General features: G+C 47.8%; 22 protein-coding genes and 1 pseudogene. 16 read left to right on the top strand and 7 right to left on the bottom strand.

The window, feature by feature from the left end:
- The first annotated feature begins 80 nt into the window (after nt 1-80).
- From BM021_RS00640 to BM021_RS00625, 4 genes are all read left to right on the top strand, one after another.
- Nucleotides 81-2018, top strand: coding sequence for a lytic transglycosylase domain-containing protein (locus BM021_RS00640; RefSeq protein ID WP_090717498.1), 1938 nt, complete (start codon nt 81-83; stop codon nt 2016-2018).
- 38 nt (nt 2019-2056) lie between these two features.
- Complete coding sequence (locus tag BM021_RS00635) at nt 2057-3235, top strand: acetyl-CoA C-acyltransferase family protein (RefSeq protein WP_090717495.1); 1179 nt, start codon at nt 2057-2059, stop codon at nt 3233-3235.
- A 70-nt stretch (nt 3236-3305) separates the two neighbouring features.
- The gene (locus BM021_RS00630; protein ID WP_090717493.1) at nt 3306-3707 is read left to right on the top strand and encodes a hypothetical protein; all 402 of its coding nucleotides are present in this window, start codon (nt 3306-3308) and stop codon (nt 3705-3707) included.
- Between the two features lie 50 nt (nt 3708-3757).
- Nucleotides 3758-4603 (top strand): YiiX/YebB-like N1pC/P60 family cysteine hydrolase, encoded by an 846-nt coding sequence (locus BM021_RS00625; protein ID WP_090717490.1) that lies wholly within the window; start codon nt 3758-3760, stop codon nt 4601-4603.
- Here BM021_RS00625 and BM021_RS00620 read toward each other — a convergent pair.
- Nucleotides 4592-5494: a TIGR01777 family oxidoreductase gene (locus tag BM021_RS00620; RefSeq protein ID WP_090717487.1), complete on the bottom strand. Its 903-nt coding sequence runs from the start codon at nt 5492-5494 to the stop codon at nt 4592-4594. The two genes, BM021_RS00625 and BM021_RS00620, sit on opposite strands and share 12 nt — an antisense overlap.
- A gap of 244 nt (nt 5495-5738) precedes the next feature.
- Here BM021_RS00620 and BM021_RS00615 point away from each other — a divergent pair, with 244 nt between their 5' ends.
- Nucleotides 5739-6734 (top strand): Kelch repeat-containing protein, encoded by a 996-nt coding sequence (locus BM021_RS00615; protein ID WP_256207701.1) that lies wholly within the window; start codon nt 5739-5741, stop codon nt 6732-6734.
- Between the two features lie 127 nt (nt 6735-6861).
- Here BM021_RS00615 and alaS read toward each other — a convergent pair whose 3' ends face one another.
- The 4 genes from alaS to recA are packed head-to-tail and all read right to left on the bottom strand — an operon-like array spanning nt 6862 to nt 11331.
- Entirely contained in the window at nt 6862-9459 is a 2598-nt protein-coding gene (gene alaS / locus BM021_RS00610) for an alanine--tRNA ligase (protein ID WP_090717481.1), read from the bottom strand.
- Nucleotides 9456-9830 carry a hypothetical protein gene (locus tag BM021_RS00605; protein WP_256207700.1) on the bottom strand — a complete coding sequence of 125 codons (375 nt, stop codon included), beginning with the start codon at nt 9828-9830 and terminating at the stop codon, nt 9456-9458. The genes alaS and BM021_RS00605 overlap by 4 nt, the downstream gene beginning before the upstream one ends.
- Nucleotides 9827-10288 (bottom strand): recombination regulator RecX, encoded by a 462-nt coding sequence (gene recX / locus BM021_RS00600; RefSeq protein ID WP_256207699.1) that lies wholly within the window; start codon nt 10286-10288, stop codon nt 9827-9829. Before recX ends, BM021_RS00605 begins: the two co-directional genes overlap by 4 nt.
- A gap of 2 nt (nt 10289-10290) precedes the next feature.
- On the bottom strand, nt 10291-11331 hold the full coding sequence (gene recA, locus BM021_RS00595; protein WP_090717475.1) for a recombinase RecA: 1041 nt from the start codon (nt 11329-11331) through the stop codon (nt 10291-10293).
- 214 nt (nt 11332-11545) lie between these two features.
- Here recA and adk point away from each other — a divergent pair, with 214 nt between their 5' ends.
- The 3 genes from adk to BM021_RS00580 all read left to right on the top strand — a co-directional run bounded on the left by adk (nt 11546) and on the right by BM021_RS00580 (nt 16014).
- Nucleotides 11546-12199: an adenylate kinase gene (adk, locus tag BM021_RS00590; protein ID WP_090717474.1), complete on the top strand. Its 654-nt coding sequence runs from the start codon at nt 11546-11548 to the stop codon at nt 12197-12199.
- Nucleotides 12200-12344: 145 nt separating this feature from the next.
- A complete protein-coding gene (locus tag BM021_RS00585; RefSeq protein WP_090717471.1) occupies nt 12345-13601 on the top strand; it encodes a 6-phosphofructokinase in 1257 nt (418 codons plus the stop codon).
- 355 nt (nt 13602-13956) lie between these two features.
- The gene (locus tag BM021_RS00580; protein ID WP_090717468.1) at nt 13957-16014 is read left to right on the top strand and encodes a sodium-translocating pyrophosphatase; all 2058 of its coding nucleotides are present in this window, start codon (nt 13957-13959) and stop codon (nt 16012-16014) included.
- Nucleotides 16015-16178: 164 nt separating this feature from the next.
- Here BM021_RS00580 and BM021_RS00575 read toward each other — a convergent pair.
- Nucleotides 16179-17069 (bottom strand): annotated as a pseudogene (locus tag BM021_RS00575) (integrase core domain-containing protein).
- A 223-nt stretch (nt 17070-17292) separates the two neighbouring features.
- Here BM021_RS00575 and BM021_RS00570 point away from each other — a divergent pair.
- Both BM021_RS00570 and BM021_RS00565 read left to right on the top strand, forming a co-directional pair.
- On the top strand, nt 17293-17943 hold the full coding sequence (locus BM021_RS00570) for a pentapeptide repeat-containing protein (protein ID WP_090717465.1): 651 nt from the start codon (nt 17293-17295) through the stop codon (nt 17941-17943).
- Nucleotides 17944-17990: 47 nt separating this feature from the next.
- Nucleotides 17991-18533 (top strand): beta/gamma crystallin domain-containing protein, encoded by a 543-nt coding sequence (locus BM021_RS00565; protein ID WP_090717462.1) that lies wholly within the window; start codon nt 17991-17993, stop codon nt 18531-18533.
- A 227-nt stretch (nt 18534-18760) separates the two neighbouring features.
- On the opposite strand, the gene BM021_RS00555 is transcribed toward BM021_RS00565, so the two are convergent.
- Nucleotides 18761-19030, bottom strand: coding sequence for a hypothetical protein (locus BM021_RS00555; protein WP_090717456.1), 270 nt, complete (start codon nt 19028-19030; stop codon nt 18761-18763).
- A 247-nt stretch (nt 19031-19277) separates the two neighbouring features.
- On the opposite strand from BM021_RS00555, the gene BM021_RS00550 reads away from it, so the two are divergent.
- The 6 genes from BM021_RS00550 to BM021_RS00525 all read left to right on the top strand — a co-directional run bounded on the left by BM021_RS00550 (nt 19278) and on the right by BM021_RS00525 (nt 24330).
- Nucleotides 19278-19703, top strand: a complete 426-nt coding sequence (locus BM021_RS00550) for a hypothetical protein (RefSeq protein WP_256207698.1) — start codon at nt 19278-19280, stop codon at nt 19701-19703.
- 229 nt (nt 19704-19932) lie between these two features.
- On the top strand, nt 19933-20280 hold the full coding sequence (locus BM021_RS00545) for a hypothetical protein (protein ID WP_090717454.1): 348 nt from the start codon (nt 19933-19935) through the stop codon (nt 20278-20280).
- A gap of 55 nt (nt 20281-20335) precedes the next feature.
- Nucleotides 20336-20656: a copper-binding protein gene (locus tag BM021_RS00540; protein ID WP_090717451.1), complete on the top strand. Its 321-nt coding sequence runs from the start codon at nt 20336-20338 to the stop codon at nt 20654-20656.
- Nucleotides 20657-20838: 182 nt separating this feature from the next.
- Nucleotides 20839-21177 carry a four-helix bundle copper-binding protein gene (locus tag BM021_RS16490; RefSeq protein WP_090717449.1) on the top strand — a complete coding sequence of 113 codons (339 nt, stop codon included), beginning with the start codon at nt 20839-20841 and terminating at the stop codon, nt 21175-21177.
- A gap of 147 nt (nt 21178-21324) precedes the next feature.
- Entirely contained in the window at nt 21325-22692 is a 1368-nt protein-coding gene (locus tag BM021_RS00530; RefSeq protein ID WP_256207696.1) for a TolC family protein, read from the top strand.
- 33 nt (nt 22693-22725) lie between these two features.
- Nucleotides 22726-24330 carry an efflux RND transporter periplasmic adaptor subunit gene (locus tag BM021_RS00525; protein WP_090717446.1) on the top strand — a complete coding sequence of 535 codons (1605 nt, stop codon included), beginning with the start codon at nt 22726-22728 and terminating at the stop codon, nt 24328-24330.

Raw genomic sequence — 24330 nt, 5'->3', positions numbered from 1 at the left:
ATGTATCACCACTGGGCTCTCACAGCTTTGCTGTGAGAGCCCAGTGTAATTGAAAAACGCCTGTTTCATTTTTAATAGCGATGAGAAATTACCTGTTCGGATTAATCCTTTTAGCTTATGTTGGACCGTTATCAGCAAATCAGGACAGTGATTTTATTGCTGCCCGCGAAGCATTCCAGACAGGAAATGCCAAACTTTTAGATGATTACGCCAGACGGCTACAACGCCATGTGCTATGGCCCTATGTGGAGTATTTTCAGCTGCGCATGGTGCTTCGAACAACTAGCATAGAAACCATCACCCATTTTCTTTTGCGTCATGAAGGCACGCTGGTTGCGGATCGACTACGCAGCGACTGGCTCAAGGTGCTGGGTAAAAATCAACAATGGCAACATTTTGAAGCCGAGTATCCGTTAGTGGTTAACAAGGATACTGAATTGATGTGCTATTACTATCAGCACTACCTTAATCTCAAAGATAAAACGGCGCTGGCGGATGCACGCGCCCTATGGTTTACTTCGACCAATTTGCCGGATAGCTGCACACCTGTTTTCCAAACCTTAATTCATAGCGGGCAGATTTCTCTGGAGGATATCTGGACCCGCATCCGGTTGGCATTGGAAGAAGGGCAAACCGGCGTAGCTACCCATGTGAATCGTTACCTATCCAGCAATGAGGCGCTGAACAACGCTGAATTGAATAACGCTGCCAAAAATCCGCTGCGCTATCTGGATACGCTGAAAAGCAGAATCAGAACGCGCAGTGACCGTGAAATCGCCTTGTTTGCACTGCTGCGCCTGTTACGCAATGACACGGATCAGGCTTATACCCGCTGGCTTAAAATAAAAGACCAATTTACTGCATCCGATCGTTCCTATTTCCTGGGAAGATTGGGGCATCGCGCCGCCATGCGACATGATTCCCGGGCACTGGCCTGGTTCAGGGAAGCGCAGAATACCACCCAAGCTTATCCTCCTTCGGATACCGTGCTCGCCTGGCAGGTACGTGCGGCATTGCGGGCAGCAAACTGGGATGAAGTTTTGAGAACTATCAACAGAATGTCCGCATCTGAGCAACAAGTCGATGCCTGGCGCTATTGGAAAGCACGTGCATTAAAAGCACAAGGCAATACCCTGGATGCAAATAACATTTTGATTCCATTGAGTGATGAGCACAGTTTTTATGGTCAATTAGCCAGAGAAGAGTTAGGAATGATGCTCAGTATTGCTGATAAAACTTATCGAGTGAGTCAGAAAGAAGTATCTGCAATGGCGCAAAGGCCTGGCATACAGCGTGCACTGGCTTTTTCCCGTATGGATTTGCGTACCGAAGCGTATCGCGAATGGAGTTGGACCATCCGTAATTTTAAGGATGCAGAGCTGCTGGCTGCAGCAGAAGTGGCCCGTCGTCATGGCTTGTATGACCGGGCAATTAACACGGCAAACAAAACCGTATCCCAGCATGATTTTAGTCTGCGTTTTTTGTCACCGCACCGAGAGACGCTCAAAAAAGTTCTGCAACAGCACGAACTGGACGAAGCGTGGGTGTTCGGCCTGATCCGGCAAGAGAGTCGTTTCATTGCCGACATCAAATCACACGCGGGGGCGGTGGGTTTGATGCAATTGATGCCTAATACCGCTGAATGGGTTGCCAAGCAATTGGGAATAAAGAATTTCCGCCAGCATCTCGTGACGGATGTGAATACCAATCTGCGCTTAGGCACTTATTATCTCAAGCACGTACTCAATACGCTGGATAATCAACCGCTCCTCGCTTCCGCCGCCTATAACGCCGGACCAGGACGAGCCAAGCGCTGGCGTGGCAATACTACTCCCCTGGAAGGTGCTATTTACGCTGAAACAATTCCCTTTAATGAAACGCGGGATTATGTCAAAAAAGTGTTAAAAAATTCCATGTACTACGCTAAGGTTCTGGATCATGGGCATCATTCTCCGACACTCAAACAACGTCTTGGCATTGTGAAGCAAAATAACTCACCAGGATATCTATCTGAATAGAATGAGAACAGAGCTTGGCTCTGTAATAAAGGAAATGTATGAGAAATGTGGTTGTGTTAAGTGGTGTGCGCACCGCTATTGGCGATTACGGCGGGGCGCTTAAATCCATTGCTCCGGCTGATTTAGCGGCAAAAGTAGTGCATGAGGCGGTATTACGCGCCAGAATTGATCCCAATGAAGTTGGTCACCTGGTGCTTGGCAATGTGATCCATGGAGAAGCCCGTGATATGTATATATCGCGTGTAGCTTGTATTCATGGCGGCTTGCCCCAACATACCGCGGCACTGACAGTCAATCGCTTATGCGGCAGCGGCTTGCAGGCGATCATTTCAGCCAGTCAAGCTATTTCACTCAACGACACCGATGTGGCTGTGGCAGGCGGTGCCGAATCCATGAGCCGGGGTGGTTATTTACTGCCGGCGCTGCGGTGGGGACAGCGGATGAATAATGGTGATACCGTGGATATGATGGTCGGTGCCTTGACCGATCCGTTTGATCGTGTGCACATGGGGATTACGGCTGAAAATATTGCAGCTAAATGGCAGATCAACCGTGAAGAACAGGATGAATTTGCGGCAGAAAGCCATCGCCGTGCGTTACATGCTATCAAAAACGGCTATTTTAAGGAGCAGATACTGCCGATTGAAATCACCGCCGGAAAAGAGACAATCATTTTTGATACGGATGAGCATCCTCGTGAAAACACCAGCGCGGAAAGTCTGGCCAAATTACGTCCAGTTTTTCAGAAAGAAGGCACTGTAACAGCAGGCAATGCTTCCGGTATTAATGATAGTGCGGCTGCGTTGGTGCTCATGGAAAGCAGTACGGCGGAAAAGCGCAACCTGGAGCCGATGGCCCGGCTGGTTTCCTATGGTCATGCTGGCGTTGATCCAAAATTCATGGGTATCGGGCCCATCCCCGCTGTTCAGCAAGCTTTGCGGCGCGCAAATCTTAAAGTAAGCGATCTTGATGTCATTGAATCCAACGAAGCCTTTGCCGTCCAGGCTTGTGCGGTCGCAAAAGAATTACATTTTGATCCACAAAAGACTAATCCTAATGGCGGTGCTGTCGCATTCGGTCATCCGATTGGTGCAACCGGCAGCATTCTGACGATCAAGGCTATTTACGAACTGCATCGCTGTGGCGGGCGTTATGCTTTGGTAACCATGTGTATCGGGGGTGGTCAGGGCATTGCGGCTGTATTCGAGCGACTTTAAGGATTTTCGGTACTTGACAAGCGCTCACAGGTGCGTATGGTTACTATCTATTACTAAATTCATACACATCATGCGTTACTTAATTTTATTGCTCTCATGTATTGCTTCACTGGCTGTTTGGGCTGAGTCTGCTGAAACTAGAGAGGCAGAAATCCGTCATCTGGAAAAATTAATGGCACGCGTTGCACAGGAATCACAATCCACTTATCAGGAATTTTTAATGACGCAAGAATTGCGCAAACATGAAATAATACAAGTGCCTGAAAACGTACCGTTCAATCTGACGGGAAGAAGCATTCCCGTCCCAAACTATGAAGACCTCCTCCGACGTAGAAAGGAGAAAGAGGAGCGCATGGAAAAATATACTGCAGACCTGGATCGTCTTTATACACGCTATAAGGAATTAGAAAGCGAAAGGCAGGCACTTTTTGAAAAAATTAAAAGCCTGGAACAAAAACCTGTGGAAGAATAACTGCTTCTTTTTGCGAATAATTTCTGTATTGAATTGTTTTCGGAGGATTCATGGGTCAGCTCGCTGAGCTTGTAGGTCGCGGGTTAGCACGGTTTTTGACTAAACCAGTGCGACAAAGTACGCAGATCGCAATGGTCAGCCAAGAACAGCTTTTAGCTAATTTGCAGCCCGCAGATGTTCTCCTGGTTGAAGGAAATACTCGTGTCAGTGTTGCCATTCGATATCTTACTCAATCAACGTGGTCACACGCCGCATTGTACGTTGGCAATGCGCTTTCTTCCCACACACCGCCTTGGCAACCCCACCCGATGCTGGTTGAGGCTGATTTGGAGGAGGGGGTGCGCGCTGTGGCGCTTGCGCACTATGCGCAAATGCACACCCGTATTTGCCGTCCTGTTGGTTTAAACGATGAAGATCGCAAGCGGGTAGTGGATTTTGTGATTGCACGCATCGGACAACAATATGATCTTAAAAATGTTTTTGATCTCATGCGCTATCTTCTTCCTCTTCCTACTATACCTGTTCCAACCAGATTCCGCAGGCGCCTGCTAGCCCTTGGTAGCGGAGATCCGACTCGGGCAATCTGTTCTACCTTGATTGCACAAGCATTCCAATCGATACCTTATCCCGTATTGCCTGAGATTCGCCGAGTTAAGTCAGGTGATCCGATGCATGCTGACTGCTATGCGGAAATCTATCATATCCGTCAGCATAACTTGTTCACACCCCGCGATTTCGATATATCACCTTTCTTTGATATTATTAAACCGACCACTCGAAATGGTTTTGATTATCATTCGGTTACCTGGGATGAGGATTTGCAGGAGCCAGAGCAAATGGAATGCAAGCCAGCAGAATCAAAGCTAAAGGGAGCGGATTCAGCCTTACTCGAATAAATTCTCAAGCGCGGCTGGAAGGTGGGTAAATTTGAATTCAAAGCCATACGTTTGCATTAATTTTGTCGGTACGATGTGATAGCTGTTCAAAGCCAAGGCAGCAGCTTCTCCTAACGCCAGCTTCAGCATAAAAGCCGGCGCAGTGAAGAAGGCTGGTCGATGCAGCACTTTACCGAGAGCAGTTGCAAAGTCCCGGTATCGTATCGGGTTGGGTGAAACTGCATTTACCGGACCCTGATAACGGGTATCCAAGGCGGCAGTTGTGTAGACTGAGACTAGATCGTGAATATGAATCCACGGCAACCATTGACGTCCATCACCGACTGGGCCGCCTAGTCCCAGCTTGAATATTGGCAAAAGCTTTGCCAGCATACCGCCATCCCCCAACACAATCCCGGTACGGATGCTTACCCGGCGCACCCCTCTGCTCTCGATGTTGGCGGCTTCTTTTTCCCAGTCGCGGCAGATGGCCTGCATGAAATTTCCATGCTCGGGTACTGCGTAGGATTCATCATAAATATCACCCCCCTGGCCTGGATAAATACCAATCGCTGAAGCGCAGAGAAAACATTCCAGACTGGGAGGTGCTGCTGCTACAAGCTTACGGGCACTGATAATGCGCGATTCATAAATCTCGCGTTTGCGCTGATTTGTCCAGCGACCATTAGCGAGATTTTCACCCATCAAATGGATGATCATCTGAATATTCTCCAATGCTCCAGCAGGCACTTCTTCTGTGGCATAGTTCCAGCTATAGGCTGGCACGCCCAGCTTTTGGCTAGCGCGAACACCATCCCGACTCAGCACTTTGATCGTATGATGATCTTGTTTCAAGCGTTGTACGAGATGCCGACCAATGAATCCTGTTGCCCCGGTAATGAGTATGTTCATTTTATTTGACCAGTCAGGGTTGATTGATTAAGAAATTTAGGAGTATCCTGAATTTTGCGTAACAGTTTGGGTCAGTAGGCTCCTGCCACAAAATAGTAAACCGATTTAAGGCAGCTTTCCAGTTTGTTCAAAAACAAGGATCATTTCTGGCTCAAAGAAAAGAGCGGTGAACTCTCAGCGATGCTGGGAAATTCATCGGGTTGTTGATCTGCTAAGATTAATCACTTTCTGGAGGAACTTTTCCATGTTGATCTCAAGACTTTGTATGATCGCAGGCATTCTTTTTTTCACTTCAATCCATATCAATCTGGTTCTGGCTGATACTTCCAAAGGCACATGGGCAACGGCGGCTTCAGCACCTACACAACGGACAGAGGTGGTTGCAGCGGCGGTTGAGAATAAAATTTATGTGGTAGGCGGATTTAATAAACCGAATTTACAAAACGTCCTGAAATTTGCCATCAGTAATGAAGTAGAAGTGTACGACACTACTTCTGATTCTTGGTCAGTTACCACACCTTTGCCGGAAGGTCGGCATCATGCAGGGATCGCTTCTCTAAATGGACTATTGTATGTGATCGGTGGATTCACCAAATCTTTAATGTCGGTCTGGGAGGCGGTTCCTACTGTGTATCAGTACAATCCCGCCACAAAGGAATGGCGTGAGCTCGCACCGATGCCGACTGCCCGCGGCGCGCTTGGCGTTGCTGTTTATCAGAACCGCTTGTATGCGATAGGTGGCTATGATGGCAAATACAATTCTGGTGCAGTAGAAATCTTTGACCCACAAACTAATACCTGGTCATCCGGCGCAGCCATGCCTACCGCGCGAGACCATCTGGCAGTGGTAGCGGCTGGAAACCGGATCTATGCCATCGGCGGCCGGCCTGAACTGGATTATCGGCGTAATATGGGAACCGTTGAGGAATACGATCCACAAGCCAATCAATGGCGATCACGTGCAAATCTCCCAACTCCCAGAAGCGGTATAACCGCTGGGGTGATCAATGATTGGATTTATGTGATCGGTGGCGAATCGGGAGAAGGTACATTTGCCACTAACGAAGCCTATAACCCGGCGACCGATCAATGGCGCACCATGGCTCCGATGCCGACTGCACGCCACGGGCTTGGTTCAGCCGTCGTCAATGGACGCCTGTATGTGATCAGCGGCGGCCCAACGCCGGGCGGCTCTTTTAGTCAGGTCAATGAGGTTTTTACACCACCACCTGTTGAATGATGCTGGCATTCATTTCGTAAAACAACCTGATGTGATAGGGCACTCAATGCGGAAAGTATCTGGAGCCGTAGCATAGGTGCAGGCGTGGCGATAGAAATGATCATAATGAGATCAATCTATCTGTTAATCAAGAAATTATTTTCTTTTCCACCCAAGTCGTCACGCTTGCAAGCGCTGCTGGTAAATGTTCCGGTTGTGTGCCGCCTGCCTGCGCCATGTCCGGCCGGCCGCCGCCTTTGCCGCCGACTTGCTGGGCGACAAAATTGACCAGTTCGCCAGCCTTGATCTGATTGGTCAGATTAGCGCTGACACCGGCAATCAGCGTTATTTTTCCATTCTCAACCGCGCTTAATACGATGGTACAGGTTTTCAGTTTGTCTTTGAGCTGATCTAACGTTTCACGCAAAGTTTTTGCATCAGCATTTTCCAGATGGGCAGCCAAAACCTTGATGCCGTTGATTTGCTGCGCTTGTGCCGCCAAGTCAATACCTTGAGAGGTGGTAAGTTTGGTTTTTAAACGCGCCAGTTCTTTTTCTGTTTGCCGCACATTTTCAATGATCTGGGCAATTTTTTGCGTAACTTCCTGCGGATTAGTCTTTAAGGTATGAGCGATTTCCTGTAGTTGCGCTTCGCGTTGTTGCACATATTCCACTGCGGCCTTCCCGGTAACCGCTTCGATCCGTCGGATACCTGCGGCCACACCTGATTCCGCTACAATCTTGAAAAAACCGATCTGCCCGATTTGCGATACGTGCGTGCCGCCGCATAATTCCATGGAGAATTCACCCATGCCGATGACGCGCACCATATCAGAATATTTTTCACCAAACAGCGCCATGGCACCGCGCTTGATCGCATCATCATATTTCATGGTTGACGATTCAACCGCCCAGTTATGCCTGATTTGCTCGTTGACCAGACGCTCGATTTCGCGGATCTCATCGGTGGTAAGCGGCCCAGTATGGGAAAAGTCAAAGCGCGTGCGATTGGCATCCACCAGCGAACCTCTTTGCACTACATGATGGCCCAGCACCTTACGCAGCGCAGCATGCAACAGATGCGTCGCAGAATGATTATTCGCAGTGCTGGTGCGGGTGAGCAGATTGACTTTGGCCAGCACATTATCCTTGATTACTAGCCGGCCGCTGCGCAATAAGCCTTTATGACCAAATACATCGGCTTGTATTTTTTGGGTATCGGAGACTGCAAAGGTGCCATTAGCCGCCAGTAACTCGCCACAATCACCAACCTGTCCACCTGATTCGGCATAAAAAGGGGTTTGGTCCAGAACAATGACCGCTTCATCACCGGCTTCGATAAAATCAACCGGACTACCCTGTTTATAAATGGCTAATACCTGCCCCTCACGCTGCAGCGCTTCGTAGCCATAGAAGGTAGTTGGGTTGCCACGGTATTCAATACCCTCCTGCATGGTGAATTTATTGGCAGCACGTGCCTGCTCACGCTGGCGCGCCATCGCTTGCTCAAAGCCGGCATGGTCAATGGTAATACCGTGCTCTCGGGCAATGTCGGCGGTCAAATCAATCGGAAAGCCAAAAGTATCGTAGAGCCGGAATGCGGTTTCACCATCCAGTACCTTGATTTTCTGACTGAGTGCGGCTTCCAGAATTTGCATGCCGTTTTCCAGTGTCTCAGCAAAACGTTCTTCTTCTTGCAGCAAGACGCCTGCGACACAGACCTTGGCTTCGACTAATTCTGGATAGGCTTGCCCCATCACTTGGCATAAGTCTTCTACCAATCGATAAAAGAAAGGTTGTTTTTGCCCCAGCTGATAACCATGACGAATGGCACGGCGGATGATGCGCCGTAACACGTAACCACGCCCTTCACTGCTCGGAATGACGCCATCGGTAATCAGAAAGGAACAGGCGCGAATATGATCGGCAATTACTTTTAAGGAGTTATCCGCTAAGTCTTTGGTGTTGGTCACGCGTGCAGCTACCTGAATCAGGCTCTGGAATAGATCGATGTCGTAATTGCTGTGGACTTGCTGCATCACTGCGGAAATCCGCTCCAACCCCATGCCGGTATCCACAGATGGCCTGGGCAGGGGATGAAGGGTACCGGTACTATCCCGGTTATACTGCATAAACACCAGATTCCAGATTTCAATATAACGGTCACCATCGGCATTAGCAGAACCGGGCGGACCGCCTTCGATTTCCGGCCCGTGATCGTAAAAAATCTCGGAACAAGGGCCACATGGACCGGTATCACCCATTTGCCAGAAATTATCCATGGTGGCGATCCGTACGACTCGAGCTGCCTCGATACCGACTTCATTCAACCAAATATCTGCCGCTTCGTAATCTTCCGCATAGACGGTAACCCATAATTTGTCGCGCGGGATTTTCAGGGTGTTAGTCAGAAAATCCCAGGCAAACAAAATGGCATTGCGTTTGAAGTAGTCGCCAAAGCTGAAATTTCCCAGCATTTCAAAGAACGTATGATGTCGTGCCGTGTAACCGACATTCTCCAGATCATTGTGCTTGCCGCCGGCACGCACGCATCGCTGCGCGCTTACTGCACGCATGTAGGGCCGTTTGTCCTGACCCAGAAATACGTCTTTAAATTGCACCATTCCGGCGTTGGTGAACAATAAAGTAGGATCGTTGCCCGGCACAAGAGGACTGGACGCAACAATGGTGTGACCATGCGATTCAAAGAATTCAAGAAATTTTTGTCTTATTTCGCTGCTTTTCATATGCTTAGTTGCTGCTCGTATCGTTCCAATTCAGTGACTGTTAAACCCAATGCCTCGCCTTTGACAATTGCCAGACTTTTAACTCTGGCCCGGATAGTGATTTCCTCATTCATCTTGGGTAAATCCGCCTCGGTCAAGACCATAATTTCGCCGCTCTTATCCTCTAATATGTAGGATTTTAGATTGATTAGCGGTAGGCGCGTAGGGCTCCTTGCAACGCCTCTCAGCTTAACTTCTTTGCCATCAAAATTGGCGGGTGATGTATTGATTTCGCTGATGGGTACGACCTCCTCGGCGCTGACATGATGACCGGTCAATACGATTGCCAGTATGAGTATGGTCTGCACAAGCAGTTTTGGCAGTTTTGTCATCTATTTTCCTCGTCAGCTTGTGATAAAACCTGTTGGATGATTTCCATGGAAAAACCTCTGCTCATCATGAACCGCATTTGTTTGCCACGCTCTTCTCTCGTGCTGGGCGGTTGACCAAATTTCTTTTGCCAGATTTTAAAGGCTACCTCCAACTCGGTTTCTTTCAAAGCCGGCAGTGCTTCGTGAATTAACTGTTCATCAATGCCTTTTTCTTTCAGCTCATAAACAATACGCTGGCTACCAAAGCGAGGTCTGCGTGTGCGTATTACCTGCTCAACAACTCGGTCAGCAGATAAAAAACCCTTTTGTTCCAGTTTATCCAGAACGTCCGACAAAGCTTCCGGAGGAGATAAACATGCATGAGTGAAAAGCTTCTGTTCCAATTCCAGCCGAGAATATTCGCGTTGCGCCAAATAACGTAAGGCGCGCATTTCTAGAAATGATCGGCTATTTACCACGCTTATTGCTCTTTTTCGATATTTTCTTTTTCAGACTGGATTTGATCGACGGCACCTATACCTACGATGGAGCGAATTTTTTGTTCAATTTCCTGAGCAATCTCCCTATGCTCTTTCAGGTATTCGCGCACATTGTCCTTGCCCTGGCCGATCTTTTGGCCTTTGTAGGCATACCAGGCGCCGGATTTATCGATGAGCTTATGCAATACACCAAGCTCGATGATTTCACTTTCACGCGAAATACCCTCACCGTAAAGAATATCAAAGTCTGCTTGCTTGAATGGTGGGGCTACTTTATTTTTAACCACTTTCACCCGGGTTTCATTGCCGATCGTTTCTTCCCCTTTTTTAATCGATCCGGTGCGGCGAATATCCAGACGCACTGAGGCATAAAATTTTAATGCGTTACCGCCCGTTGTTGTTTCAGGGTTGCCAAACATCACGCCAATTTTCATGCGAATTTGATTAATGAAAATGACCATGGTGTTGCTGCGTTTGATGTTGGCGGTCAGCTTGCGCAACGCCTGCGACATCAATCGTGCTTGCAATCCCATTTGTGGATCGCCCATATCGCCCTCGATTTCTGCGCGTGGCGTGAGTGCAGCTACGGAATCCACCACAATAATGTCAACCGAACCGGAACGTACCAGCATATCGGCGATTTCTAGTGCCTGTTCACCATTATCCGGTTGAGATATCAGTAACTCCTGAACATTGACGCCTATTTTTTGTGCATATTGTGGATCCAATGCATGTTCCGCATCAATAAAGGCCGCTGTTCCGCCCAATTTTTGCATTTCAGCGATGACTTGTAATGTCAGTGTGGTTTTTCCTGAAGATTCAGGCCCATAAATTTCGATGATCCGACCACGCGGTAACCCCCCTACACCCAGCGCGATATCAAGTCCCAACGAGCCGGTAGAAACAACCTGTATGTCATAGGCGACATCGTTAGCGCCCAACCGCATGATTGAACCTTTACCAAACTGTTTCTCGATTTGGGCTAGCGCAACGTCAAGCGCCTTGCTTCTGTTTTCATCCATGATTTTTCCTCTTAAGAATTGATAATTATCGCATAACCTGCATTGTATTAACGCAACTTATGAGGAAGCTTATTTAATTCATCAAAATTACTGTAGTAAAAAACTCGAGTATCTGGCTTGTCTGAGATATAATCGCGTGATGTCGTTGAAGTGGCAGATATCGGTTCGTCGCTGCATTCAGTAAATTTTAATTGCTAATAGAGGGAGAATAACCATCCGAGTCATTTTATTAGGAGGCCCTGGTGCGGGGAAGGGTACTCAGGCCAATTATATTAAGGAACATTTTGCTATTCCACAAATTTCTACCGGCGATATGTTGCGAAGTGCTGTTAAAGCGGGCACTGAGTTGGGCGTTATGGCAAAAAAAATAATGGATACCGGTGGGCTGGTCTCTGACGACATTATCATTAACTTAGTTAAAGAACGCATTGCGCAGCCCGATTGTGCTAACGGCTTCCTGTTTGACGGTTTTCCGCGCACGATTCCGCAAGCCGATGCGTTGAAAGGAGCGGGCGTACCGATTGATTTTGTGGTTGAAATTGATGTTGCGGATGATGAAATTATCATGCGTATGTCAGGCCGTAGGGTTCATCCAGCATCGGGACGCACTTATCATGTGGATTTTAACCCACCCAAAATGCATGGCCGGGATGATGTCACCGGTGAACCGCTCATACAGCGCGATGATGATAAGGAAGAAACGGTCAGAAAGCGGTTAGAAGTTTATCATGAGCAAACTGAGCCTTTAATTGACTATTATTCAAAATGGTCGGCAAATGGCGGGGAAGACGCGCCTCGCTATACCAAAATAGCTGGAATAGGTACGGTTGAAGAAATTCGCGACCGGATTTTTGCAGCATTAAAATAAATTTAACCAGCTTCGTCTTTAGATTCATATAACGGAATTCTAACTTTAGATCGCGATGAATCGCGCCTTAGGTTTTTGTACGTTCAGATAAATGGAAATCAGCTAGCTTAGCTTGGCTTATGATTTGATCAATCAGGAGAAAAAAATGGCAAAAAATGCATTTTATGCCCAATCCGGTGGCGTTACAGCTGTTATTAACGCTTCCGCTGCGGGTGTTTTAGAAACAGCACGCCAGCATGCCGATAAAATCGGTAATGTGTATGCGGGTCGTAATGGGATCATCGGTGCATTAACTGAAGATCTGATTGACACCAATGCTGATTCAGCAGCAGCAATTGCTGCACTGCGCTACACCCCATCCGGTGCGTTTGGTTCCTGTCGCTACAAATTGAAGAGTTTGGAGCAAAATCGCCGTGAATATGAACGTCTGATCGAAGTATTTAAAGCTCATAATATTGGCTATTTCTTTTACAATGGCGGCGGTGATTCTGCTGATACCTGCCTTAAGGTTTCGCAATTAGCGGATACACTGGATTATCCCATTCAAGCGATTCATGTTCCTAAAACGGTCGATAACGACTTGCCCATTACTGACTGCTGCCCTGGTTTTGGTTCAGTTGCGAAATATATTGCGGTGTCCACACGCGAAGCAAGTTTTGATGTGGCCAGTATGGCCAAGACCTCAACCAAGGTTTTCATACTGGAAGTAATGGGCCGGCATGCAGGCTGGATCGCTGCTGCGGGTGGGCTGGCTTCGAGTCCTGATTGCGAGATCCCGGTTGTTATCCTGTTTCCGGAAGTGACCTTCAACAAAGAAAAATTCCTCGCCAAAGTGGACCGTTGCGTCAAGGAATACGGTTATTGCTCGGTCGTGGTATCAGAAGGCGTTAAAGGAGAGGACGGCAATTTCCTTTCCGATCAGGGACTACGCGATGCGTTCGGCCATGCACAACTGGGTGGCGCTGCACCTGTGGTGGCGAATATCATCAAAGAGGGACTGGGACTGAAATACCACTGGGGTGTTGCCGATTATCTGCAGCGTGCGGCGCGTCATATTGCTTCCAAGACCGACGTAGAGCAGGCGTATGCGATGGGCAAGGCGGCGGTGGAATATGCGATAGCAGGGCATAACTCAGTGATGCCGACGATTGTTCGAGAATCCAATACACCGTATCGCTGGACGGTGGGTATGGCGCAACTCGCCAATGTCGCTAATGTTGAAAAAATGATGCCGGCTGAGTTTGTCAGTGAAGATGGATTTGGCATCAGCCAGGCCTGCCGTGAATATTTGGCGCCTCTGATTGAAGGTGAAGATTATCCGCCGTATAAAAATGGCTTGCCTGATTATGTTCGGCTAGAAAATGTTGCAGTTGAGAAAAAGCTGAGTGAATTCAAGATCTAAAAGGTAAGGGATTGCAGCTTATGGTGTTGTAATGAAATTGAATGATGCTGATTAAATCCATTGCAATCCCAAATTCTATTAAATTTGATGCCCTTAAGTAACAAGGATGCCTCTAAAAAGTCAGAATTTTAAACAAAGCAAGATACAAACAAAAATGGTAGTACTGCAGCAGGTTAGGAAATCTTTTTGTAAATGACAAGGCAATGTAACGAAATTTGGATTTTTAGAAGTGCCCATATAAAATACGTCGTCCTGATTGTACCCGGGTTTTAAACAAGTGTTTAATTTTGTGGAATTTTATAGGCCAAGATTCTGCATATGATTTTGTATGGTCTGACTTTAATTGGAGTTCTTTATGGCTAATGGTTTAATTATCGCGATAGGTAGTGCGATTTTAGCCCTGATATTCAGCGGTATATGGATTAGGGGCATCTATGTTCAATCGACTGGCAACCAGCGTATGCAAGAAATTGCTACTGCTATACAGGAGGGTGCATCGGCGTACCTGAAACGTCAGTACATGACTATTGGTGTCGTGGGCTTTGTCTTATTTATTGCCCTTGCACTAGCACTTAGTTTGGATACAGCCATTGGTTTTGCTTTGGGTGCTATCCTTTCAGGTGCGGCTGGTTTTCTTGGTATGAATGTTTCAGTTCAGTCGAATGTACGCACTGCGCAGGCTGCAAGTGTCGGATTGAATGAAGCGCTTGCCATTGCTTTCCGTGGCGGTGCTGTTACCGGAATGCTGGTAGTCGGCTTAGGTTTGCTGGGTGTTGCCGGATATTGCGCCATGTTATTTGACGGTGCAGATCCCAATCAGGCAGTCAGCGATGTGATTAAGCCTCTAATTGGCTTTGCATTCGGCGGATCGCTGATTTCTATTTTTGCCCGTCTGGGCGGCGGTATTTTTACCAAAGGCGCGGACGTAGGGGCTGACCTGGTTGGAAAAGTAGAAGCAGGTATTCCAGAAGATGATCCACGCAATCCTGCGGTGATTGCTGATAATGTCGGTGATAATGTAGGCGACTGCGCGGGGATGGCCGCCGATCTGTTTGAAACCTATGCGGTGACGATTATTGCCACCATGATCTTGGGCGCACTATTATTTGCAACGAATACGATGAGTGCGGTGATTTATCCACTCATGTTAGGTGCAGTTTCCATCATCGCGTCGATTATTGGTTGCTATTACGTCAAGATGCGCGAGGGCGGTACCATTATGAACGCGCTCTATCGCGGGCTGGCCGTAGCCGGTGGTATTGCTCTATTTGCTTATCTCCCAGTGACTGTCTGGTTCATGGGCGATATGTCTCTGACGATTGATGGTACTGAAGTCGCTGGTGGAATGCTGGTAATGCGCATATTCCTGGCCGCAACGATTGGCTTGGTGCTCACAGGACTGATGGTAGTCATTACGGAGTACTATACATCAACAGATTATCCCCCCGTTCAGCATATTGCTGAGTCCTCGACGACCGGGCACGCAACCAATATTATTGCTGGCTTAGGGGTTTCCATGCGTGCAACTGGCGCGCCTGTGCTGGCTGTTTGTATCAGTATCATATTGGCCTATGCATTAGCAGGTTTGTACGGTATTGCGATTGCCGCCACTGCGATGCTGTCCATGACCGGTATTATTGTGGCTCTGGACGCTTATGGTCCGATTACTGATAATGCCGGCGGTATCGCTGAAATGTCAGAAATGCCAGATTCAGTGCGCGCCATTACAGATCCTTTGGACGCCGTGGGCAATACCACTAAGGCTGTCACCAAAGGCTACGCAATCGGTTCCGCAGGTTTGGCTGCACTGGTGCTGTTTGCTGACTATACTCATGCATTGGATCATGCAGGGCATGTACTGACTTTTGATCTTTCCAATCACATGGTCATTATTGGTCTCTTCATTGGCGGTATGATCCCTTACTTGTTTGGTGCCATGTCGATGGAAGCTGTAGGACGTGCCGCAGGATCGGTAGTTATTGAGGTGCGCCGTCAGTTCAAAGAAATCCCTGGCATTATGGAAGGCACAGGCAAGCCCGATTATTCTCGTGCAGTGGATATGCTAACCAAAGCAGCGATAAAGGAAATGATGAATCCTTCATTATTACCTGTGCTGATTCCTGTGTTAGTGGGAATCATCCTTGGACCGCAGGCATTAGGTGGCGTACTGATGGGATCCATTGTAACCGGTTTATTTGTCGCCATTTCCATGACAACCGGCGGTGGTGCCTGGGATAATGCGAAGAAACATATCGAGGATGGTTATTTTGGTGGTAAGGGCAGTGAAGCTCATAAGGCCTCGGTGACAGGCGATACGGTAGGTGATCCTTACAAGGACACCGCGGGCCCAGCGATTAATCCATTAATCAAAATTATTAACATCGTAGCATTATTGATTATTCCGTTGCTGTAATATCATTCTTAAGGAGTAATTAAGAAAAGAAAAAGCACATCAGCTTGCTGATGTGCTTTTTTGTTGAGTAACCTGACAAATATTAGTAAATTGCACGATCAGTGAGATAAAAAAGTACAAAAGCTCACAGCCAAGTTTGCCTCCAGACGGCTGCTCCGCAAGCGTTATGTGTTTAGTCCCACGGTGTGCTGGAAAGAATCAACGTTAAAGCGTTCAGGTTTTTTTGTCCATATCTTGCAGATGTATTCATAGGGCATTAAGGCCGATTGAGAGTTTTGAGACGGCGTGCGAAGTTATGAGCCTGAGGCAAACTGTGCATATGGGCTTTCAGTTGATCATGTGAACTATAGGGTTAGCACTTGACTGTGGCCTCCTTAATGGTTCTGCTCATGCGCTCTACCTGTCCATTGGTCCAAGGGGATGTTTTACTTTGTCAGTCGATGTTCGATACCATTCACCGCAGACGCGATCAAAAATATGCATGAAGGCGTATTTGTCGCAGATGCAATGGCGAGCTGGATACCGTTGTCGGTCAGGACAGTATGAATTCTGTAAGGGACGGCTTTAAGCAGGTTGCCTATGAAATCTGCCGATCAATTTTGCGGAGCGCTCATGCAGCTTTTGGACGTACTTTGATGTGCGGTCAATGGCGGCGAACAGATAGCTTACCTTCCTTCGTTTGAACTTCCGCGATGTCCATAAGTTTGTTACCAATGGGATATTTTTAAATTTCTTCTTCGCAGGTTTGTCGCCTCCAATCTCCGGCAAACGAGATATGCCATGCCGTTGCAAGCAGCGATGCAGGTTCGATCGCATCAGGCCGACAATAGCCGGCTGCAAAGCATACAGGCAATCATCCAAGAACAAAAAGCGTATATCGGCGGAAGGCGACAATGACAGCCTCTTTTCCTTCGCAAGGACGGTTGAGCGCGACTCCTTCGGACTCATATGTCGGCACATCATGGGTAAAATCGCGTTTCTTCCATTTAATCACCCTTCACGTTAACCCCGTGGCGTTCAGCCAATGCTTTCAGGTTTTATTGGCTAGGTTGTATCGCTCGACGGGTTACCTATGTCGTGCGGGTGCTTCCATGCAGTACTGATCCCATAATTCCTCCTTCCGTAGCTGTTCATAATTACACCAGCACATTGCGGGACTATACAATTTATGAGGATGGGGGCGCCATTCCGCTCCTAACTAATGTTAAATATCGTACTGAATAACATCAGAAAGTTTCTTATGCTTATTTTTTAGTCACCATTAGGAAAACAAAAACAATGAATAGACAAATTATTTTGCTCGTTGCTTTGTTCGCCGTGAATAGCGCGATGGCGAAAGAGATAAACGGCTGCGCGATCCGGTCAGGCACGCTTTGCGTAGAGATGAATCTGCAGGGCGCAAACCTGCAAGGGGCTGACCTCGCGAGGGCCGTTTTTCTCCAGTCGGACCTAAGCGGGGCCAATCTGCAGGGGGCCAAACTGCTGAATGCCAACATGCACCTTGCCAACCTCAATAGGGCTGATCTCAAGGGCGCGATGCTGGATGAGGCCGATTTAAAAAATACCACCATGGTTGACGCTAAGCTCAATCAGGCGCATTTGCATGGTGCCCGCCTTAAGAGCACTGACTTGACGCGGGCGGATCTCACCGGCGCACAACTTCAAGGCGCAGATTTAAGCGGCGCTAATCTTACCATGACTCGGTTTCGTGATGCCCAGCTTCAAAGAGCTGACCTTTCAGGTACTGTGATGACAAACGCCGATTTTCGCGGGGCAAACATGAAGGGAGTGAAGCTAGACAATGCAACGATGCAGGGTGCGGATCTTCGGGGCGCTATCCTCGACGAAATCGATTTTCACAAAGTTAACACGGTAGGCTGCTTGGGCTGCCCAACCTTGAATCGATCAATACAAGAAGTAGCCAAGTAGCCTTATGGTAACGGCCTTACTGCTATTTTCAATTCTTGGAGGTAAATATGAATAATATGACGATGAACACGCGTAATTTTCTGGTCGCAGCTACCATCGTGCTTGGACTGGGTACGGCGACTGGCGCCAATAGCCAAGACACGTCCGACAGGCCGATAATGAACGAACCCCCTCGTTCAGATGATAATAAAAGCGCGCCTCAAACGGGGAGCAAGGATGGCAAGATAACCATCCCAATGCCGATATTGATGATGGTTCCCGTCGAGGTTTCCACAGATGCGGAAAAAAAAGGGTGCTGGGTAAAACTCTACGATAAGAAAAATTATGAAGGCGACAGCCTGATGTTGATGGGCCCGATTAGCCTCGGCCGGATGGTGGGGCCTTTTGGCTTCGATTGGGAAAATAAGGTACGTAGTCTGCAGACGGGGCCAAAAACCGACCTTACCATTTTCGACAACCGAAATTTTCGGGATCATAATAAATTTATTACGGGTGGGAAGAGTGTCCCGGATATGTCTGAGAAGATGGGATTCATGGACGATTTTCGCTCGATGATAGTCAGTTGTACCGGCACATCGACTGGGTCCTAAACGCCACATTTAGCAGCCCAACGCCTTTACAGCTTTATCGGGAAGGGTAGAGTTTTGCGTTACTTCCGTTGTGCAAAAAAGCTTTAAAGCGGTGCGATCCCGTTTTTTTTGCCTGGTACGCCCTAACCTAATCCGCTTGTGGCTGAGATATGCGATAGCCTCCTGATCTTGTATCGCAGTCTTGAAGGATGGCGCTGCTAAATGCCCTACCATCTGCCTGTTAACGGCTACGGCGCATCATCATTAAAATCGAGCATATTGAAAAAGGCAGAAATCCGCGTTATGTGGTCACCACCGGTAAACCACGGGCTGATTAGTTTCACGTTTCCGACACAAGCGATCTCCTTGCAATATCGTATCAGCCTGGAATCCCGCTGGCTCATCTGGTTTTCCAGCCGGTGCTGTGTAATAACGACACCCGGTAATTGAGCATCTTGTGCGTAAATATTGACGCTGTCCAGCAAAGAAAATACCAGAACAAGTGTCGCTGATCCCAAGAACCTATTGTCACCCAGCAGACTCGTTCATTTAAAGTGTGAGCAGAATAACTTTGCCTGAAGTTACTCTCGGCCACTCGGGCGGATAATATCTTCTGCGATATAATAAAGCGTCCCGCCGCAAGCAGCGGGGTATTAACTGCGCTCTTCAATCTGCTGATTTTCAAACAGCTTTTGTCCCAGGGGGCGAGGAATTGAACCCGCAGAGATTAAATAATCGCTGTGATGCAATGTGATTTATTCGTTAGTGAAAGGGAAAACTTTATCTAATACAAGACTAGAAATTGTTTATAATAAAAAAATGAGAATGGACACGAGCAAGTGGATATTGATCTTTTTTATGCTGTGGCTACCCGTTCAGGGCGTCACGGCCGCTGTTTTATCTGTGTGTACTGTGGAAAACATGAATTATGATTTAGCCATGATTAGCGGCGAGAATCATCACCACGATAATTGCCACAAACAGATAGATAACAAAATGGCAGATGATCAAGCAATGTCTCCTCAACCGTGTGGCGATACTTCCTGTAGCGCAAATAGTAATATCTTGATGTCAGATTACTTCCCACCATTACTTGCTAACATTTTTTCCGACATTGCTGTTTTCAATTCAGGCTTCATTTCATTTATACCCGCGCAACCTCAACGTCCTCCGCTGACTGTCTCCTTTTAAATTCCGCCTGTAACCTCAGGCAAGAACTCTATTACACCCAGTAGCTTTTCCGCGTCTTAGCAGGTGCGTGCAATGTTTTGCAATTACGAGCTCTGCTCATTATGCAAGAAGTTGAAAAGCTGTCTGGTTTGGGCCTAGAAGCGCTTAATCAGTGAAATAAGTGTGCAAAAGCGCAAATTCTATGCTCCGCTGTTAATAGCAGATTGGATATTTTTATTACGGAGACATTATGAAAATTAAAATCGTAGCTTTAATTATCTCGGGTTTATTAGTGTCATGTGCGCAAATGAGCCTTCATCCGATGGATATGGCGCAAGCTGTTCAGACTGCTAAAACACGTGCTGACCATGAAGCATTGGCTAAGTATTACGAAAATGCAGCTAAAGAAATGCAGGCAAAATTGCAAGAGCACCAAAAAATGTACGAAGAATATGAGGCGCATCGACAGTACTATGGTAAACGCGGTCTAGATATGGATGCAATGTGCCGGGCCTTAATCCATTTTTATGGGCAAGCTGCAGAAAAGAATATGGAGATGGCCGAATCCCATCGGAAAATGGCTGCCGAGGCTAAGTAATGTTTTATTAATGAAGCATTCGATCAGCTATACCTACTTAATAAGGAAATAGATCATGAATAGAAAGGTGACGTTTGTTTTTATAAATATTTGTGTTGTGTTGGTATTGATTGGATTGATTGTCATGCAGCCTGCCAGTGCTGCCGCTGTGTCTCATGAGGGAACAGCAACCGTGAAGGGAATTGATTTGGACAAGGGCATAGTAAAACTTTCCCATGGTCCAATTACTTCTCTCAAATGGCCCGCTATGACTATGGATTTCAAATTTAAGGATAGTGCGCTTATGCAAGGAATCATGGTGGGTGATGCCGTGACTTTTACATTTATTGAGTCGAATGGTGACTACGTTATCACTCATATCAGGCCTAGTAAATGAGCCTGCATATTGAGACCGGACTAGGATTTGATCTTCGATAGGTGTTTACAGCTTCAGCCCTAGATTTAGGATATTGAGGCACTTATCGACGGCAGGATTTCCTGTCATCAGTATTTAGTCTTTTGACAGGGAAGGCGTTGCGGGCGCGTCCATCGCCCGATTTTCAACCAAGGAGAAACAACATGAGTAATCATCTAGATCAGAACGCCAAGGATTGCATCGCCGCCTGCAACGACTGTGCAACCGAATGTGGCAACTGTTGCGCTGATATGGTGGGCAAAGCCAGCCCCAATGATTGTCCTGCCTGTTGTATCGACTGCGCAGCAATTTGTCGGTTAGCCGCAGACGCAATCTCTCGTAACAGTCCATTCGCACAGCAGATCTGCAAGCTATGCGCTGAAATCTGCGACTGGTGCGCAAAGGAATGCGAATCACATGACATGGAGTCTTGCAATCGATGTGCCGAAGCCTGCCGCCGTTGTGCCGAGGCTTGCCGCAAATATGCTGGTGTCATGAGCTAGTCGAACGTCACAACACGGGCACATAGGAAGCATTTTCACATTGTGCCGGGGAATGGGTATACCCATTCCCCACCCTCAAATCATTCACTACGATTTTTCATAAGATCGAAGTTTACTAATTATTATGCTATTTTTAGGGAAAGCAAAATGATCGCCTTACTTTCAAAAGGCTCTGGTAAAGTATTCTCACTGACTAAAAGTGGATTCATCGCGGTGTTGGTTTCAGGTGCCATGAACCCAGTCAATTCGCAAGCAGATGTTTCAAACTATTCTCATCCAGCGATATTCCAGAAAAACACTATCACTGAAAATACCGAGAGTTTTACACCACTGGCTACTCTGATTACTGAAGCTTTGCAAAATAATCCGGAAATCCAGGCGGCGCACCAGGAACGTGAGGCAGCTCAGCAAAGAATATCACCCGCAGAAGCTTTGGATGATCCCATACTTGAGGCGGGTGTCATTAACGCGCCATTGGCATCGTCGCCATTTAATCGTGAAGATATGACCATGAAAATGATCGGCCTGTCGCAGCGCCTGCCTTTTCCAGGCAAGCGCGGTTTGCGCAAGGACGTCGCCACCAAAGATGCGGAGGCGATTGAACATGGTTATCAGGAAACCGTGAACCGGGTGATACGTGATCTTAAGTTTGCCTATTTCGACCTGGGTTTGACTCTCGAAATGGCCAAGCTGGTTGAGAAGAACAAGCTGATCCTGGAAGGATTTCTCCATCTCGCCGAAGAGCACTATAAAGTGGGATTGGGAAGCCAGGCCGATGCACTGAAGGCACAAACGCAGGTATCCAGAATGCAGGACGAACTGCTCAGACTTGCACGCGAACGGCCGGTGATCGAAGCAGAGCTTATTCGCGCCTTGGGGCGTCATGCCAGTGCCGCTGCGTTGATACCTGCACCACCTCACATCCACGAACAATTATTAAATCTGGAATCTTTACGTGAAGCCGCCTTTGCGCAGCGCCCGCAATTGCTGGCATTACAAAGTCTGATTACACGTAGTGAGAAATCCATCGATCTGGCTCGCCGCGCTTATTATCCGGATCTAGATGTGCGTTTTTCATATGGTCAGCGCGACAACATGCTGGACGGTACCCGCCGCGACGACATGGTCAGTATGACTATAGCGATCAACCTGCCCGTATGGCGTGGCAATAAAATCGAACCGCGGATCATGGAATCTCAGGCAATGCGCGAACAGGCCTTGAATCTGCACCAGGCACAGCGCAATGAACTAGCCGCACAACTGCGTCAACAGGTGGCCGTTACTGAGCAAAACCACAAGTCAGCCCGGTTATATCAAACAACTATACTCCCGCAGGCCAGGCTTACGGTCGAATCAGCGCTGGGTGCCTACAGAGTTAACCAGATCGATTTTCTGACCTTGCTCGACAATCAGATGACGGTATTCAATTATGAAATCAGTCTAGTGACAGCCATGGCTAATTACAATAAAGCGCTGGCGGAAATCGATCTGCTTACCGGCAAGGCGCCTCACTAATTTCTGTTTCATACCCATACTAATGGAGTTTCAATGAAATCAACCGTCAAATTGATCGTTGCAGTTGCTGTAATTGCAGCGGCTGTTGCTGCAGGATACTGGTGGGGCATGCAATCTTCAGCAATTACAAAAGATAAATTATCCGAAGCACTCTCTTCGAATAAAAAAATTCTCTATTACCGCAATCCAATGGGTCTGCCGGATACTTCCCCCGTGCCGAAAAAAGATTCAATGGGAATGGACTACTTGCCAGTTTATGAGGGTGAAGAACCGCCATCGGATAGCCCTGTGGTAAAGATCAGCAGTGAAAAGATTCAGAAGCTGGGGGTGCGAACTGAAGTTGCAACGTTACGCGAGCTTATCCGCACTGTCAGAGCGGTGGCAACCGTTCAGGTCAATGAGCGTCAACTGTATTCCGTAACTCCCAAATTTGAAGGGTGGATACAGCGGTTATATGTCAATTCAACCGGCCAATCTGTCAAAAAAGGCGAAGCCCTGATGGAAGTGTACAGTCCCGAACTGATTACAGCACAGCACGAGTACCTGATCGCTAGGAGAGGAGTGCATCATGGGGAATTGCATCACGGAAACGAAGGTGGCCTTGAGGTAAGCGCGAGCATGGCGCGGCTAGCCGAAAGCGCTTTACAGAGATTGCGTAACTGGGACATATCGGAGACTGAATTACAGCGCCTGCGGCAGGAAGGCAAGGTCAGCCAGAGCTTTATTTTTCGGTCCAGGACTAAAGGCGTAGTACTGGAAAAGCCCTCCATTGAAGGAAAGCGTTTTATGCCTGGAGAGACGCTCTATCAGATCGCTGATTTGTCCAGTGTATGGGTGCTGGCTGATGTATTTGAACAGGATCTTGGCTTGATCCAACCCGGCCAGAAAACCACAATCAGGGTCGATGCCTATCCCGACAAAATCTTCAACGGTGAAGTCGCTTTCATTTATCCCACCATAACGCCGGAGACGCGCACCGCCATCGTGCGTATTGTACTTCCCAATCCAGATGGTCTGCTGAAACCTGCCATGTATGCACGGGTGGAATTTGCATCGATTCCCAGCAAAGATAAAGTGCTGACCATACCTGATTCCGCCGTGCTGGATACCGGTATCCGCCGGGTAGTATTGGTGGATCTTGGCGCAGGCCGCTTTGAGCCGCGTACGGTCAAGCTGGGTATGCATGCCGATGGCTATGCGGAAGTGCTAGGCGGGCTGAAGGCGGGGGAAGCGGTTGTCGTCAAAGCGAATTTTCTGATCGATGCGGAAAGCAACTTTAAGAGCGCATTGAGTAGTTTTGAGCAAAGCACCCAAGATTCAACAGCCCATGAGCAGAAAACTGAACCGGGTTTGCAGGCTGAAAAATCTTCCCCTATGAGGCATCGTGGCGAGGGAACCATTAAAGCCATCGATTTTGCGCACGCCACAGTCACGCTTGCTCATAGTCCCATTGCCAGCCTGCAATGGCCTGCCATGGTGATGGATTTTCGTTTGCTGGAACCGGCATTACTGCAATCGTTGAAACCGGGTCAGCAGATCAATTTCGAGATCACCGAAGAATCTGCGGGTGAGTTCGTGATTGTGCATATCCAGCCAGCGGATGCCAGTCCTGCCGACCGCAGCCACCGAGGACACTGA

This window comes from Nitrosomonas sp. Nm166, assembly GCF_900112825.1.
Lineage (GTDB): Bacteria > Pseudomonadota > Gammaproteobacteria > Burkholderiales > Nitrosomonadaceae > Nitrosomonas.
This window is presented reverse-complemented; position numbering and strand designations above follow the sequence as displayed.